The sequence below is a fragment of the Sphingomonas elodea ATCC 31461 genome (assembly GCF_000226955.1).
Classification (GTDB): domain Bacteria; phylum Pseudomonadota; class Alphaproteobacteria; order Sphingomonadales; family Sphingomonadaceae; genus Sphingomonas; species Sphingomonas elodea.
This window is the reverse complement of record NZ_AGFU01000021.1, coordinates 1-13,835: the sequence shown is the minus strand read 5'-3', so window position 1 is coordinate 13,835 and position 13,835 is coordinate 1. Positions and strand designations below refer to the sequence as shown.

The window sequence follows — 13,835 nt, the reverse complement described above, 5'->3', positions numbered from 1 at the left end:
ATGCGCGAACATTTCGACGTTCTCGTCGTGGGCGCGGGGCTATCGGGCATCGGGGCAGGCTATCACCTGCAAACCCAGTGCCCCGGCCGCACCTATGCGATCCTGGAAGGCCGCGAGCGGATGGGGGGTACCTGGGACCTGTTCCGCTATCCCGGCATCCGTTCGGACTCGGACATGTTCACCCTCGGCTTTTCCTTCCGCCCATGGACGGATGCGAAGGCGATTGCCGACGGCGATGCGATCCTGCGCTATCTGGAGGATACCGCCCGCGAGTTCGGTATCGATCGGCACATTCGCTATCGGCACAAGGTGGTCGCGGCCGCCTGGTCGAGCGAGGAGGCGCTGTGGACGGTAACGGTGGAGGCCGCCGGCCGTACCCGCGAATTCAGCTGCAGCTTCCTGTTCCTCTGCGCCGGCTATTACAATTACGAGCGCGGCCATCTTCCCGTGTTCGAGGGGCGGGAGGACTTCGCAGGCCGCATCGTCCACCCGCAGTTCTGGACACCGGATATCGAATATGCCGGCAAGCGCGTGGTGGTGATCGGCAGCGGCGCCACGGCGGTGACGCTCGTGCCCGAACTGGCCCGGCAGGCGGCACATGTCACGATGCTGCAGCGCTCTCCCACCTATATCGTCGCGCGACCCTCGCAGGACGGGATCGCCAACTGGTTGCGGCGGCACCTGCCGGCCAGGAGCGCCTATGGCCTTACCCGCTGGAAGAACGTGCTGCTCGGCCAGTATTTCTACAGGCTGGCTCGCAAGCACCCGGCCAAGGCCAAGGAGCGCCTCGTCGAGATGGTCCGCTGCGAGCTGGGGCCGGAGTATGACGTCGCCACCCATTTTACCCCCAGCTACGATCCCTGGGACCAGCGGCTCTGCCTGGTACCCGACGCCGACCTGTTCGCCGCGATCCGCGAAGGCCGGGCGGAGGTGGTGACCGATCGGATCGATCGCTTCGTTCCCACCGGCATCCGGCTGCAATCGGGCCGCGAACTGCCCGCCGACCTTGTGATCGCGGCGACCGGGCTGGAGGTCCAGCTGATGGGCGGCATTCCGGTGACGGTGGACGGCGAGCGCGTCGACTGGGCCGAGCGGCTCACCTACAAGGGCATGATGTTCTCCGGCGTGCCGAACTTCGCGATCGCGTTCGGCTACACCAATGCCAGCTGGACCCTGAAGGCCGACCTGACCGCCAGCTACGTCGCCCGGCTGCTGGGCGCGATGTCCAAGCGCGGCATGCGGCAGGTGACGCCGCAGCCGAGCGGCCCGGTAGAGGCGCAGCCCTTTCTCGACTTTACCTCCGGCTATGTGCAGCGCGCGCTGGCGATGTTGCCCCGGCAAGGCCATCGCAAGCCATGGCGCGTCCACCAGAGCTACACGCGCGACCTGATGGCGCTGAAGTTCGGCGGGATCGATGACGAGATGCTGTTCTCCAATCCCGAGCCGGCGAAGCGGGCGGCGGCATAGGGCTGCGCTGAAGGTGCCGTGTTGGCTAACGCCCCAATTGCAGACGCTACCCAAGTGCAGTATTCAACGCTGATGTCCGTGCAAACTATCCAGCGCGCACGTGGACGCCACGTCTACGTGGCCCTTCGATGGGTTCAGCTCTCCGTAGCCGCTCTATTGGTTTTCTACCAAATCTGGCAGTTCTCCCACGCTGGGCATAGCGGCGACGAGGGGCTTGCCGGCCTCGCCTTCGTGACCTTCGTGGGCATTCTCGCTGAGATCGTCCGACGCCGATCAGGTCTGGCTTTCACATGGTCAGGACGACCTAAGTAGGCACTGGCAGCGGCGGCTAGGAACCGCACGCCCCGGAGCGCGGCGTTTCCGTGCGAAGCCGAACCTATCCGAGCAATCCGCGGGCAGCCGCCACGCCGGTCTTGTACGCCCCGTGGACGGTGGAGAATTCGGTCGCCGAACAGGCCTCGCCGGCGAAGCGGATCCGCGGATCCACCGGTGTCGACAGTATCTGGCGGGCGGCGGCGCGGCCGGGGAGGGCGTGGCTGTAGCTGCCGCGGATATGCGTCTCCCGGCTCCAGGCCGAGCCCGCCAACAGCCGCAGCCGCCGGCGCCACTGGCCGCCGAGCAGGGCGCATAGTTCCTCGATGGCGAAGTCGGCCGCGCCCTGGAGGCCGCGTTCGGTCATCTCGCGGGCACCCTCGCCGCCGAACATCACTTCGATCACCGGGCGCCCGAACGGCCGCAGCGTGTAGGTGCCCGTGATCGCGTTGCGGGGGTCGCCGAGCAGATGGGCGTTGGCGTCGAGGTCGTCCTCGCCGTGGTCGATGCCGAGGAACAGCTTGTCGGCAACGCCCAGCGGCAGCGCGGCAGCGGCGTGGAACAGCGCGTCATGCCCGGCTATCGCGATGCTGCCCTGCGCCAGCACATCGGTGGAAGCGGTGACGATGACCTGTCCGGCGTCCAGGGTCCCGCGCGATGTCTCCACCCGGAGGCGGGTGCCGGACCGATCGATACTCGTGACCGGCGTGGCAAGGGCGGTGCGCAGCCCGTTCGCCTGTGCCGCTACCAGCGCGCCATAGCCGGCGGGCACGCGCCAGTCCGTCTCGGTCGCGGCATTCTCATAGGCCAGATAGTCCGCGATCGAGAGCTTGGCCGTATCGGTGCCGTTGACGAAGCCGCTGATCGTATCGATCCACACGTTCCACGGGCTTCCCGGCGTCAGCGCCGCGCCGGCGCGGTCCCCTGGCGGCGGATCGGTGCGCAGCCGCGCTTCGAAGCTCGCGAAGGCCTGCCCTGCCTCGCGCTGTTCGGCGACGGAAAAGCCGAGCCCGCGCCATTGCTCGCGCCAGCGCGGGAGCGTCTGGTCTAGAGCGAAGCCGTGCAGAGCGGCGATCTCCACCCAGGGATTATGCTCCGCCGAATGGAGCCACCCGGCGCCGAGATCCAGCGCCATGCCGTCGACATGCTCGGTCCGGGCGCGGCCGCCGAGCCGCGTATCGGCCTCGACGAGCAGCACGTCCTTGCCCGCATCGGCAAGCGTCCGGGCCGCGCCGATGCCCGCCGCGCCGCCGCCGATCACGATCACGTCGAGGTCCTGCATGGGCACCGAACGCGCGATCAGGCCGAGCGGCTGCGCAGCAGGGCGGAACGGAGGCACTCGCATACCAGCTCGTCGCGCTGGTTGTGCATCTGGTGCCGCCAGGTGACGATGCCCTGGCCCGGCCGCGACTTGCTGGGGCGCAGTTCCACGACTTCCGAGCTGGCGCGCAGCGTGTCGCCCAGGAAGACCGGCTTGGGCATGGTCAGCTTGTCATAGCCGAGATTGGCGACCAGCGATCCCGCCGTGGTATCCGCCACGGTGATGCCGATCATCAGGCTGAACGTGTAGGTGCCGTTGACCAGGATCTGGCCGAATTCGGAGGCGCGGGCGGCTTCTGCATCAAGGTGCAGCGGCTGGGTATTGTGGGTGAGGGTGGTGAACAGGAGGTTATCGGTTTCCGTCACCGTGCGCCGCAATGCATGCTCGATGCGGTCGCCGAGCTGCCATTCGTCGAAAAAGCGTGCCATCTACCCATGTCCCTCGTGCAATTTCAGCTTGAAGCCGAAATGGCTCTTGGTCCAGCCGAGCTTTTCGTAGAAGCGGTGGGCATCCAGCCGGTCGCGCATGGAGGTGAGCTGCACCATCAGGCAGCCGCGCGCGCGGCATTGCTCGACGGCCCATCCTATCATTTGCGCGCCAAGCCCTTGGCCGCGCACGGAGGAGGCGATGCGTACCGCCTCGATCTGGCCGCGCCAGGCACCGCGAAAGGCGATGCCGGGAAGGTAGCTCAGCTGCATCGTGCCGACCACATCGCCGTCCCGTTCTGCGACAATCAGCCGCTGATTGGGATCGGAATCAATGTCGGCAAAGGCCATCTCGTAGCGGGGATCGAGCGGCAGCGAGGGATCTTCGCGGCCTTGGCTGAGCGCGTCGTCGTCGAGCAAAGCGACGATCGCGGGCAGGTCGGCGAGGGTGGCGTCGCGGAAGATCACGCCGCTTTCTCCACGCGGACGAGCAGGCTGCCCTCGGTCACCTGACCGCCGGCGGTGACCGGCAGCTCGGCGACAATGCCGTCGAACGGCGCGGTGAGGGCGTGCTCCATCTTCATCGCCTCCAGCGTGACGAGCCGCTGGCCCTTGGTGACCTGCGCGCCGGGGGCGACATCCACCGCGGTGATTCGGCCGGGCATGGGGGCGAGCAGGGCGCCGTCAGCGGCCGCGGCCCCGCTCGTGGGGCCCGTGCGTGGCAGCGCGGCGAGGAACGACAGGCCGTCGTCGTTCACCGCCACGCCGTCTGCCACGGGTTCGGCGATGACCGTGGCGTTTCGCCAGTTCGCAGGCAGTTCGGTGACATGCACCTTCCCGTCGACGGCCACCGCAACGCGCCGGTTGACCGCTGCATTCAGGCGGAACCCGAGGGCGCCGCGCCACGGATGAGGCTGCGGTGCGCCCAGAAGGTCGTCGTCCCAACCGTGCAGCATGGTGGGCGCGCCTTGATATTCCTGGACGATCAGCGCGGCTGCGGCCTGCTTGACCATGTCGTCGGTCGGCTCTGCCGGGGGCAGCAGGGCGTCGCCCTTTTCCGCGATGAAGCCGGTGTTGATGCGGGCTGCCCGGAAATCCTGGTCATCCAGCCCCCGCCACAGGAACGGTGCGTTGGTCTTGACCGGGAAGATGTCCGTTGCGGCGCAGGCCTGAGCAAGGGCCTCGCACGCGTCGAGGCGGCTTTCGGCATGCACCACGATCTTTGCGATCATCGGATCGTAGAAGCCGGTGATCTCCGCGCCTTCGTACACGCCGGTCTCGTAGCGGACGTCGGGCGAGGGGCGGAAAATCTCCAGCCGACCGACGCTCGGCAGGAACCCCTTGGCCGGATCCTCGGCATAGAGCCGCGCTTCCATCGCCCAGCCATTGATCGACAGCTCGTCCTGCCGTTTGGGCAAGGGCTCGCCGCTTGCCACGCGGAGCTGCCATTCGACCAGGTCGACTCCGGTGATCTCCTCCGTCACCGGGTGTTCGACTTGGAGCCGGGTGTTCATTTCCATGAACCAGATGCGATCGGCGCGGAGGCCCTCGCTGGCATCGGCGATGAACTCGATCGTGCCTGCGCCGACATAGTCGACCGCCTGGGCCGCGCGCACGGCTGCGCCGCAGATCGCCGCGCGCGTCCCGGCATCCATGCCGGGGGCGGGGGCTTCCTCGATCACCTTCTGGTGGCGGCGCTGGAGCGAGCAGTCGCGCTCGAACAGGTGGACGACATTGCCATGGCTGTCGCCGAACACCTGCACCTCGATATGGCGGGGCGAGAGGATGTATTTCTCGAGCAACACCCGGTCGTCGCCGAAGGAGGAGGCAGCCTCGCGCTTGCAGCTCGCGAGCGCGTCGGCGAAGTCGCCTGCGCTTTCCACCCGCCGCATGCCCTTGCCGCCGCCGCCGGCGACCGCCTTGATCAGCACCGGATAGCCGATCGCCTCCGCTTCGGCCTGGAGCCGCTCGGGGCTCTGGTCCTCGCCGAGATAGCCCGGCGTGACGGGCACGCCCGCCGCGATCATCCGCGCCTTGGCGGCGTCCTTGAGGCCCATCGCGCGGATGCTGTCCGGCTTCGGGCCCACCCAGACGAGCCCGGCGGCGAGCACCGCCTCGGCGAACTCGGCATTCTCGGAGAGGAAGCCATAGCCCGGGTGGATCGCTTCGGCGCCGGTCGCCTTGGCGGCGGCGATGATCTTCTCGCCCACCAGATAGCTTTCGCGTGCCGGCGACGGGCCGATATGCACCGCGTCATCGGCTTGGCGGACGTGCAGCGCGTTGGCGTCCGCATCCGAATAGACGGCGACGGTGCGGATGCCCATCGCGCGGGCGGTGCGGAGGATGCGGCAGGCGATTTCGCCGCGATTGGCGATGAGCAGGGACTGGATCACGGGTGGCGCTCCGGAAAGCCGTGGCGGGTGTGGAGCGCGGCGAGCACGCCCTCGATGTCATTGGCGAAACCGCCCTCGGCAAAGGCGAGCGCGGGCAGGTTCTGGTTCGCTTCGCCCAACCGGGCGACCACTGGGCCACGGGGACGGGGCCAGGGGACGCGGACCACCTCGATGGCGCCGGCGCGCTCCGGGAAGGCGGCGAGCAGCCCCTCCACGGTCACGCAGTCCTTGCAGTAGAAGCGCCGCGTGCCGCCATAGGCGGGGTCCGCCCAGTCGGTGTCGAGGACGAACAGCGTGTCGCGCGCCGTCATGCCGGGCACCCGGTGGTGCGCTGGTTCCAGCTGAGGCTGGCGATCTTCCAGGCGCCGGCCTCGCGGACGAGGCTGATATGGTTGGTGCCGCAGTGATGGACGGCGCCGTTCAGCCGGAAGACATAGGGTGCCCACACCATCGCGATGTCGCCGTCGATCTCCACCGCGGGGCTGGAAATGCGCTCGTCGAAGCGCTCGGCACCCGGCTGGAAGCGGGCGAGCAGTTCGGGCCAGGTCATCGTGCGGACGGTTGCCGGGCCGTTCGCAGCCTCCGTCACGACCGTCGCACCGCCTTCCGTCCGCAGCGTCGCGCCGATCGCGGCGGCGTCGCGGGTGTTGATTCCGCCGAGCAGCCGGTCGACCGTCGCGAGCACGGCGCGCTCGTCGCTGCCGTCGGGCGGGGCGAGCGGGTTGGCCGGCGGCAGCTTGGTCGGCGAGGGCACGCTGCGGGTTGGATTGGCGGCGGGTGGCGGCAGGCCTGCGGTCTGCGGCGCCAGGGTGAGGGCGAGGAGGGGGAGGAGCATGGGGTTCAGCCTTCAAATTCCTCCCCGGAACGGGGAGGGGGACCGCCGGCCGAAGGCCGGTGGTGGAGGGGAAGTCGCGCGCGGCAGGCGCGAACGATGTGGATCAGAACGGCATCGAGATCGCGCAGGATTTCATTGGCGGGGATGCGAAGCGTTGCGAAGCCGCGTTGTTCGAGGCGATGATCGCGGCAAGCGTCACGCTTCGGCCGGTCGCTACGTGCATGGGCCTCGCCGTCTACTTCGATCGCGAGCCGCGCCTCCAGGCAGGCAAAGTCGATCCGATAACCGAGCTGTGGATTCTGTTGCCGGAACTTGAAGCCCCCTGGGCGCTTGCGCAACTGTTGCCGGAGGAGAACTTCCGGCAGTTCCAGCCTCGCGCGGTCCTGACGAGCCTGTTCCACCGTGCGGCGGGGCGTGCGGAGGATTTCGGGCGTTTCCCCTCCACCACGCGGATTCGCCGCGCGGTCCCCCTCCCCGTCCCGGGGAGGAATTGGAGGGGTCGCTTCCCCGCTCACATCCGGAACACGCCGAACTGCGGCCGCTCCGGGATCGGCGCGTTCAGCGTCGCCGCCAGCGCCAGGCCCAGCACGTCGCGGGTCTGCGCCGGATCGATGATGCCGTCGTCCCACAGCCGCGCGGTGGCGTGCCAGGGATTGCCCTCGTCCTCGTATTTCTGGCGGATGGGCGCCTTGAACGCCTCCGCTTCCTCCGGCGACCATTTATCAGCGTCGCGGTGGACCGTCGCCAGCACGCTCGCCGCCTGCTCGCCCCCCATCACGCTGATACGGGCATTGGGCCAGCTGAACAGGAAGCGGGGGGAATAGGCCCGGCCGCACATGCCGTAATTGCCCGCGCCGAAGCTGCCGCCGATCAGGATGGTGAGCTTCGGCACGCTCGCCGTCGCCACCGCCGTCACCAGCTTTGCGCCATGTTTCGCAATGCCTTCCGCCTCATATTTGCCGCCGACCATGAAGCCGGAGATGTTCTGGAGGAAGAGCAGGGGAATGCGGCGCTGGCAGGCGAGTTCGATGAAATGCGCGCCCTTCTGTGCGCTCTCCGAGAAGAGCACGCCGTTATTGGCGAGGATCGCCACCGGCATGCCCCAGATATGCGCGAAGCCGCAGACCAGCGAGCTGCCGTAGAGCGCCTTGAACTCGTGGAATTCCGAGCCGTCGACCAGGCGCGCGATCACCTCGTGCACGTCATAGGGCGCGCGCACATCGGCGGGGAGGATGCCGTACAGTTCCTCGGGCGCGTATTTCGGCGGGCGCGGCTCCTTCAGCGCGACATCCGGCACACGATCGGCGGGGAGGTGACTGACGATGTCGCGGACGATGGTCAGCGCGTGTTCGTCATTCTCCGCCAGGTGATCGACCACCCCCGAGCGGCGGCTATGCAAGTCGCCGCCGCCCAGGTCCTCGGCGCTGATCTCCTCGCCGGTCGCCGCCTTCACCAGCGGCGGGCCGGCGAGAAAGATCGTGCCCTGGCTGCGAACGATCACGCTCTCGTCGGACATGGCGGGCACATAGGCGCCGCCGGCGGTGCAGCTGCCCATCACGCAGGCGATCTGCGGAATGCCCTGCGCGCTCATGTTGGCCTGGTTGAAGAAGATCCGGCCGAAATGATCCTTGTCCGGGAACACCTCGGCCTGGTGCGGCAGGTTGGCGCCGCCGCTGTCGACGAGGTAGATGCACGGCAGGCGGTTGGCCTCGGCAATCTCCTGCGCGCGGAGATGCTTCTTTACCGTCATCGGGTAGTAGGTGCCGCCCTTCACGGTGGCGTCGTTGCACACGATCATCACCATGCGGCCGGAGACGCGGCCGATGCCGGCGATCACGCCCGCCCCGGGCACTTCCCCGTCATACAGGTCGCAGGCGGCGAGCTGGCCGATCTCGAGGAAGGGGCTGCCGGGGTCGAGCAGCCGCTCGACCCGCTCGCGGGGGAGCAGCTTGCCGCGCGCGACGTGTTTGGCACGGGCGGTTTCGCTGCCGCCAAGCGCTGCCTGCGCGACATCGGCGCGCAGCTTCTCGGCGAGCGTGCGGTGGTGCGCGGCCTGGGCGCGGAACTGCTCGCTGTCCGGGTTGACGGCGGTGGGAAGGACGGGGGCAGACATGATAGGTTACGCCGCCCCCAGCAGTTCGCGGCCGATCAGCATGCGGCGGATCTCATTGGTCCCGGCGCCGATATCGAGCAGCTTGGCGTCGCGCAGGAAGCGTTCGACCGGCCAGTCCTTGGTATAGCCGGCGCCGCCCAGCGCCTGCACCGCCTCGCCGGCGACGCGGAAGGCGTTCTCGCTCGCCAGCAGGATCGCGCCCGCCGCGTCGAAGCGAGTCGTCTTCCCCGCGTCGCAGCTGCGCGCCACGGCATAGACATAGGCCCGCGCCGAATTGAGCGCGACGTACATGTCGGCGACCTTGGCCTGCATCAGCTGGAAGCTGCCGATCGCCTGGCCGAACTGTTTGCGTTCGCGCAGGTACGGCAGGACGACGTCGAGGCAGGCCTGCATGATGCCGAGCTGGATGCCCGCCAGCACCGCACGCTCATAGTCGAGCCCGCTCATCAGCACGCCGACGCCGCCGTTGAGCGGGCCCATGATGTTCGCCTCGGGCACCTCGCAATCGGTGAACACCAGTTCCGCCGTGGGCGAGCCGCGCATGCCCATCTTGTCGATCTTCTGGCCGATGGCGAAGCCCGGCATGTCCTTCTCGATCAGGAAGGTCGTGATGCCGCGCGAACCTTCGCCGGTTTTGGCATAGACGACGAGGGTGTCGGCATAGGCCGCGTTGGTGATCCAGAATTTGGTGCCGTTCAGAACATAGCCGCGATCCGTCTTCTCGGCCTTGAGCTTCATCGAGACGACGTCGGAGCCCGCGCCCGCCTCGGACATCGCAAGGCTGCCGACATGCTCGCCCGAGATCAGCTTGGGGAGATGTTTGGCCTTCTGCTCGGCATTGCCCCAGCGGGCGATCTGGTTGACGCACAGGTTCGAATGCGCGCCGTAGCTGAGCCCGATCGAGGCCGAGGCGCGGGCGACTTCCTCGCAGGCGATGACATGTTCGAGATAGCCGAGGCCGAGGCCGCCATCGGCCTCGGGCACGGTGATGCCGTGCAGGCCGAGTTCGCCCATCGCCGCCCAGAGTTCGTCGCGCGGGAACCAGTCCTCCGCGTCGATCCGTGCGGCAAGGGGGGCGATCCTGTCACGGGCGAAGCGGGCGGTGGTATCGCGGATCATGTCGGCGGAATCGCCGAGGGCGAAGTCGAAGTCCGGGGTCATGCTTGTTCCTCTCCAACGGTCACGATCATGCCGTCGATTATGGTTATGGGCCATGGAAGCAGTCGCGCGCCGACGCAAGGCCCGCCGACGCACCGGCCCTCCTCCACGGTGTAGAGCGCGCCGTGCCAGCTGCACTGGATATGGGTGGCATCGGGGGTGAGATACGCGTCGAGTTGCTGGCTAAGCGGCACCGGCATGTGCGCGCAGCGGTCGACATAGCCGAAGACCTGCTTGCCGCGACGGACGACGAAGCCGTGGAAGCGACCGGCCCGCATCTCCAGCACGAAGTTGCGGGCGTTGCCGTCGGCAATCAGGTCGAGCGGGCCGAGGGTCACGCCGGCGGGGGTGGTGGTGAGGCGGTCCATGTCAGATCCTTCCAAGCATGGGGAGGAACCTCACGGCAGCTGTGCCTTCGGGAAGCCTTCCCACACCGTGTCATAGTCTGGCTGGGCTTGCGCCAGGGCATGCTCGGTCGGGCGATAGGGCCAGCAGGTCTCGACCATGAATGCCATGGTGCCGTCGATCTTGTGCGGCTTGAGCGCGGCATTGGTCGCGCCGCGCCAGCTGGCGACGTCGGGGCCGTGGCCGGCCATCAGATTGTGGAGCGAAAGACCGCCGGGCGCAAAGCCCTCCGCCTTGGCGTCGTAGGCGCCGTGGATCAGGCCCATCGCCTCGCTCATCACGTTGCGATGGAACCAGGGCGGGCGGAACGTATCCTCGGCGACCATCCAGCGCGGCGGGAAGATCACGAAATCGGCGTTCGCACGCCCCGCCACGGTGCTGGGCGAGGTGAGGACCGTAAAGATCGACGGATCGGGATGGTCGAAGCTCACCGTGTTGATCGTGTTGAACCGGGCGAGATCGTAGCGATAGGGGGCGAGGTTGCCGTGCCATGCCACCACGTCGAGCGGGCTGTGGGGAAGCGTGGTTATCCACAGACTTGCCAACGACTTTTGCACAAGCTGGAACGGCTCGTCCCGATCTTCGAACCAGGCGGCCGGCGTCTCGAAGTCGCGCGGGTTGGCGAGGCCGTTGGCGCCGATCGGCCCAAGATCGGGCAGGCGGAACGGCGCCCCGTAATTCTCGGCGACATAGCCGGCGGCGCTGCCTTCGGGCAGCAGCACGCGGAAGCGGATGCCGCGGGGGATCACCGCGATCTGGCCCGGCGCGATATCGATCCGGCCGAGCTCGGTCAGCAGCGTCAGCGCGCCCGCCTGGGGGATGAACAGCAGTTCGCCGTCCGCATCGACGAAGGCTCGATTGTGCATGTCGCGATTGGCGGCGTAGCGGTGGACGACCACGCCCTCCAGATCAGCGGGATCACGCGTGGCGAGCATCGTCTCCACGCCGTCGATCCAGTCGACCAACGTGGTAGGGGTGGGGATCGGGTTCCAGCGCAGGCGGTTGGGCGCAAGCGGCTTTGCCGGGGTGTGCGGCGAGAACAGCGGAGCGCCTGCGTAGGGCTGATAAGGGGGATGTTCGGCGCTGGGACGCAGCCGATAGAGCCAGCTGCGGCGATTCTCGGCACGCGGCGCGGTGAAGGCGGTGCCGGAAAGCTGCTCGGCATAGAGGCCATAGGGCGGACGCTGCGGGCTGTTGCGGCCGATGGGCAGCGCGCCGGGCACCGCTTCGGTGGAGACATGGTTGCCGAAGCCGGGGAAATAGGTGGTCACAAGGCTCGTCCTCTCCAGCACGACTCCCCTTGTCGATCGAAAGGGGAGGGGGGACGTTCGGTGGGGCCGGGGTATGCCACTGTTCCTGCGACGGCACCCCCGGCTCTCTCCCTCTCCGAACTCGTCAGGCGTCGACCTTGATCACGCCGCGGCGGATCTGGTCGAGCTCGATGCTCTCGAACAGCGCCTGGAAATTGCCGTTGCCGAAGCCTTCATTGCCCTTGCGCTGGATGATCTCGAAGAAGATCGGCCCGAACATCGTCTCGGTGAAGATCTGGAGCAGGATGCCCTCGTCATTCTCTACCGAACCGTCGATCAAGATGCGGTTCTTGCGCAGCCGCTCGAGGTCCTCGCCGTGGCCGGGGACACGCTTGTCGACCAGCTCGTAATAGGTCTCGATCGTGTCCTGCAGCCGCACGCCGCGGGCGCGCAGGCGCTCGACCGTGTCGTAGATGTCGTCCGTGGTCAGCGCGAGGTGCTGGATGCCTTCGCCGTTGTATTCGCGGATGAATTCCTCGATCTGGCTGGCGTCGTCCTGGCTCTCGTTCAGCGGGATGCGGATCGCCTTGTCGGGCGCGATCATCGCCTGGCTGAACAGGCCGGTCGCCTTGCCCTTGATGTCGAAATACTTCTGCTCCTCGAAGCCGAAGAGCGTGCGGTAGAATTCGCTCCACACCCGCATCTGGCCGCGGCGGACATTGTGGGTGAGGTGGTCGAGCAGGTCGAGCCCGACGCTGTTCGCCGCCTCTGCCTCGCGCCAGCCGGGGAACTCGGCCCAGTCGGCATAGAGGTCGATCTCGTCCTGGATGAAATAGAGATAGGAGCCGCCGATGCCCTGGATGACGGTGTCGTCCTCGTCCGTAGGCTTGGCGCCGTGGGCGAGCGCCCATTCCATCGCCTTTTTCGGGTCCGCTACGCGGAACGCCATCGCGCTGGCCGAAGGGCCATGCTCGCCGCGGAAGGCGGCGACGCGGCCGGCATCGTCGCGGTTGAGCATCAGGTTGATGCGGCCCTGCTTGTAGCGCGTGATGTTCTTGCGCGGGTGGCGGTGGCTGGCAACGAAGCCCAGCTGCTCGAACTGGCGCGCCATCGCGTCCGGATCGGGCGAGGTGAACTCGACGAACTCGAAGCCGTTGAGGCCGAGCGGATTGGCGGTATCGGTCATGGGAGACCTGATACCCCAATTCCCGATTTAGTGTCAAATGTTACCAGTTTGCTACAGACCCTCGCCGCCGACCCAGTGCGCGTTGGACAGGCGGCGGGCGACGGCCCAGGTCTGGGTGCGGATGTCGGGCACCGCGACGATTTCCCAGAACGCACCGCGGGTCATCGGGCCGAGGGCATAAAGGTTGGCGTTGGCGCGGCCGTCGGCGGCGATCGTCTGACCCTGATTGTCGACATCGATGCCGATATGCGCGGGGTCGGGGCGGATCACGCCGCGTGCGGCGAGGCGCTGGAGCAGGGGCTCGCGGCTGCGGGCGAGGTCGCCGAGCGGGCCGGTGCAGTTGACGATGCGCTGGGCGGTGACCGTTTCCGTCGCATCCTGCCCGCGCGGCCGGATGGTGACGGCGATCCCGTCCGGTCCCTCATCGAACGCGAGCGTCTTGGCGGCGAGCACCGTCAGCTGGCCGTGGTCGATCAGCGCCTGCAGCCGGGCATGGACCTCGGGGGCGAGGCGGTGGCGATGCACGTCCCACCAGGGGCGCAGGTGGCGGAGGAAGCGTGCGCGCTCGTCCTCGCTGGCATTGGCCCACATCGGCTGGGTGAAGGGGCGGAGCTCGTCCACCGCGTTGCGCCAGCCGATTTGTTCGGCGCGGTCGCGAACAGTGCGGACGAGCGTGGAGGCCTTGGTGCGGGGGCGCTCGCGGATCTTGTCCCAGTCCTGCCCGGCGGCATGGGCACGGGGGAGCAGGCCGCGGCGCGAGACCGCGACGATCTTGCCGCCGAACCCGCGCGCCTCCAGCAGCAGGGCCACGTCGACCATGGTGAGGCCGGTGCCGATCACCAGCACCGTATCGTCGTCCGAGAGGCCCTCGGAAACGCTTGGGTCCCAGGGGTCGCCCTTGTAGCGGGTCGCCGAGAGCTGTGTCGGGTCGAGGCCGGGCGGATCATGCGGCGGCAGGTTGCCGACCGCC

The 13,835-nt window shown here is 67.9% G+C and carries 14 protein-coding genes; 1 reads left to right on the top strand and 13 read right to left on the bottom strand.

Features of this window, described 5'->3' with window-relative positions:
* Nucleotides 1-1,467, top strand: coding sequence for a flavin-containing monooxygenase (locus KK7_RS0107210; RefSeq protein ID WP_010543969.1), 1,467 nt, complete (start codon nt 1-3; stop codon nt 1,465-1,467).
* Between the two features lie 376 nt (nt 1,468-1,843).
* Here KK7_RS0107210 and KK7_RS0107205 read toward each other — a convergent pair whose 3' ends face one another.
* From KK7_RS0107205 to KK7_RS0107145, 13 genes are all read right to left on the bottom strand, one after another.
* Nucleotides 1,844-3,124, bottom strand: coding sequence for a flavin monoamine oxidase family protein (locus tag KK7_RS0107205; protein WP_272941568.1), 1,281 nt, complete (start codon nt 3,122-3,124; stop codon nt 1,844-1,846).
* A complete protein-coding gene (locus tag KK7_RS0107200) occupies nt 3,079-3,528 on the bottom strand; it encodes a MaoC family dehydratase (protein WP_010543967.1) in 450 nt (149 codons plus the stop codon). The genes KK7_RS0107205 and KK7_RS0107200 overlap by 46 nt, the downstream gene beginning before the upstream one ends.
* On the bottom strand, nt 3,529-3,993 hold the full coding sequence (locus KK7_RS0107195) for a GNAT family N-acetyltransferase (protein ID WP_010543966.1): 465 nt from the start codon (nt 3,991-3,993) through the stop codon (nt 3,529-3,531).
* Nucleotides 3,990-5,918: an acetyl-CoA carboxylase biotin carboxylase subunit gene (locus KK7_RS0107190; RefSeq protein WP_010543965.1), complete on the bottom strand. Its 1,929-nt coding sequence runs from the start codon at nt 5,916-5,918 to the stop codon at nt 3,990-3,992. Before KK7_RS0107190 ends, KK7_RS0107195 begins: the two co-directional genes overlap by 4 nt.
* Nucleotides 5,915-6,229, bottom strand: coding sequence for a DUF3088 family protein (locus tag KK7_RS0107185; RefSeq protein ID WP_040597969.1), 315 nt, complete (start codon nt 6,227-6,229; stop codon nt 5,915-5,917). The genes KK7_RS0107190 and KK7_RS0107185 overlap by 4 nt, the downstream gene beginning before the upstream one ends.
* A complete protein-coding gene (locus KK7_RS0107180; RefSeq protein ID WP_010543963.1) occupies nt 6,226-6,753 on the bottom strand; it encodes a nuclear transport factor 2 family protein in 528 nt (175 codons plus the stop codon). Before KK7_RS0107180 ends, KK7_RS0107185 begins: the two co-directional genes overlap by 4 nt.
* Nucleotides 6,754-6,758: 5 nt before the next feature.
* A complete protein-coding gene (locus KK7_RS0107175; RefSeq protein WP_237709155.1) occupies nt 6,759-7,154 on the bottom strand; it encodes an endonuclease domain-containing protein in 396 nt (131 codons plus the stop codon).
* A 110-nt stretch (nt 7,155-7,264) separates the two neighbouring features.
* Nucleotides 7,265-8,866 carry a carboxyl transferase domain-containing protein gene (locus KK7_RS0107170; protein ID WP_010543961.1) on the bottom strand — a complete coding sequence of 534 codons (1,602 nt, stop codon included), beginning with the start codon at nt 8,864-8,866 and terminating at the stop codon, nt 7,265-7,267.
* 6 nt (nt 8,867-8,872) lie between these two features.
* Nucleotides 8,873-10,027: an isovaleryl-CoA dehydrogenase gene (locus KK7_RS0107165; protein ID WP_010543960.1), complete on the bottom strand. Its 1,155-nt coding sequence runs from the start codon at nt 10,025-10,027 to the stop codon at nt 8,873-8,875.
* A complete protein-coding gene (locus KK7_RS0107160) occupies nt 10,024-10,392 on the bottom strand; it encodes a Rieske (2Fe-2S) protein (protein WP_010543959.1) in 369 nt (122 codons plus the stop codon). The genes KK7_RS0107165 and KK7_RS0107160 overlap by 4 nt, the downstream gene beginning before the upstream one ends.
* A 30-nt stretch (nt 10,393-10,422) precedes the next feature.
* Nucleotides 10,423-11,700 carry a homogentisate 1,2-dioxygenase gene (gene hmgA, locus KK7_RS0107155; protein ID WP_010543958.1) on the bottom strand — a complete coding sequence of 426 codons (1,278 nt, stop codon included), beginning with the start codon at nt 11,698-11,700 and terminating at the stop codon, nt 10,423-10,425.
* Nucleotides 11,701-11,824: 124 nt separating this feature from the next.
* Entirely contained in the window at nt 11,825-12,865 is a 1,041-nt protein-coding gene (gene hppD, locus KK7_RS0107150) for a 4-hydroxyphenylpyruvate dioxygenase (RefSeq protein WP_010543957.1), read from the bottom strand.
* 51 nt (nt 12,866-12,916) lie between these two features.
* The coding region (locus KK7_RS0107145; protein WP_010543956.1) for an FAD/NAD(P)-binding protein at nt 12,917-13,835 on the bottom strand (919 nt) is incomplete at its 5' end.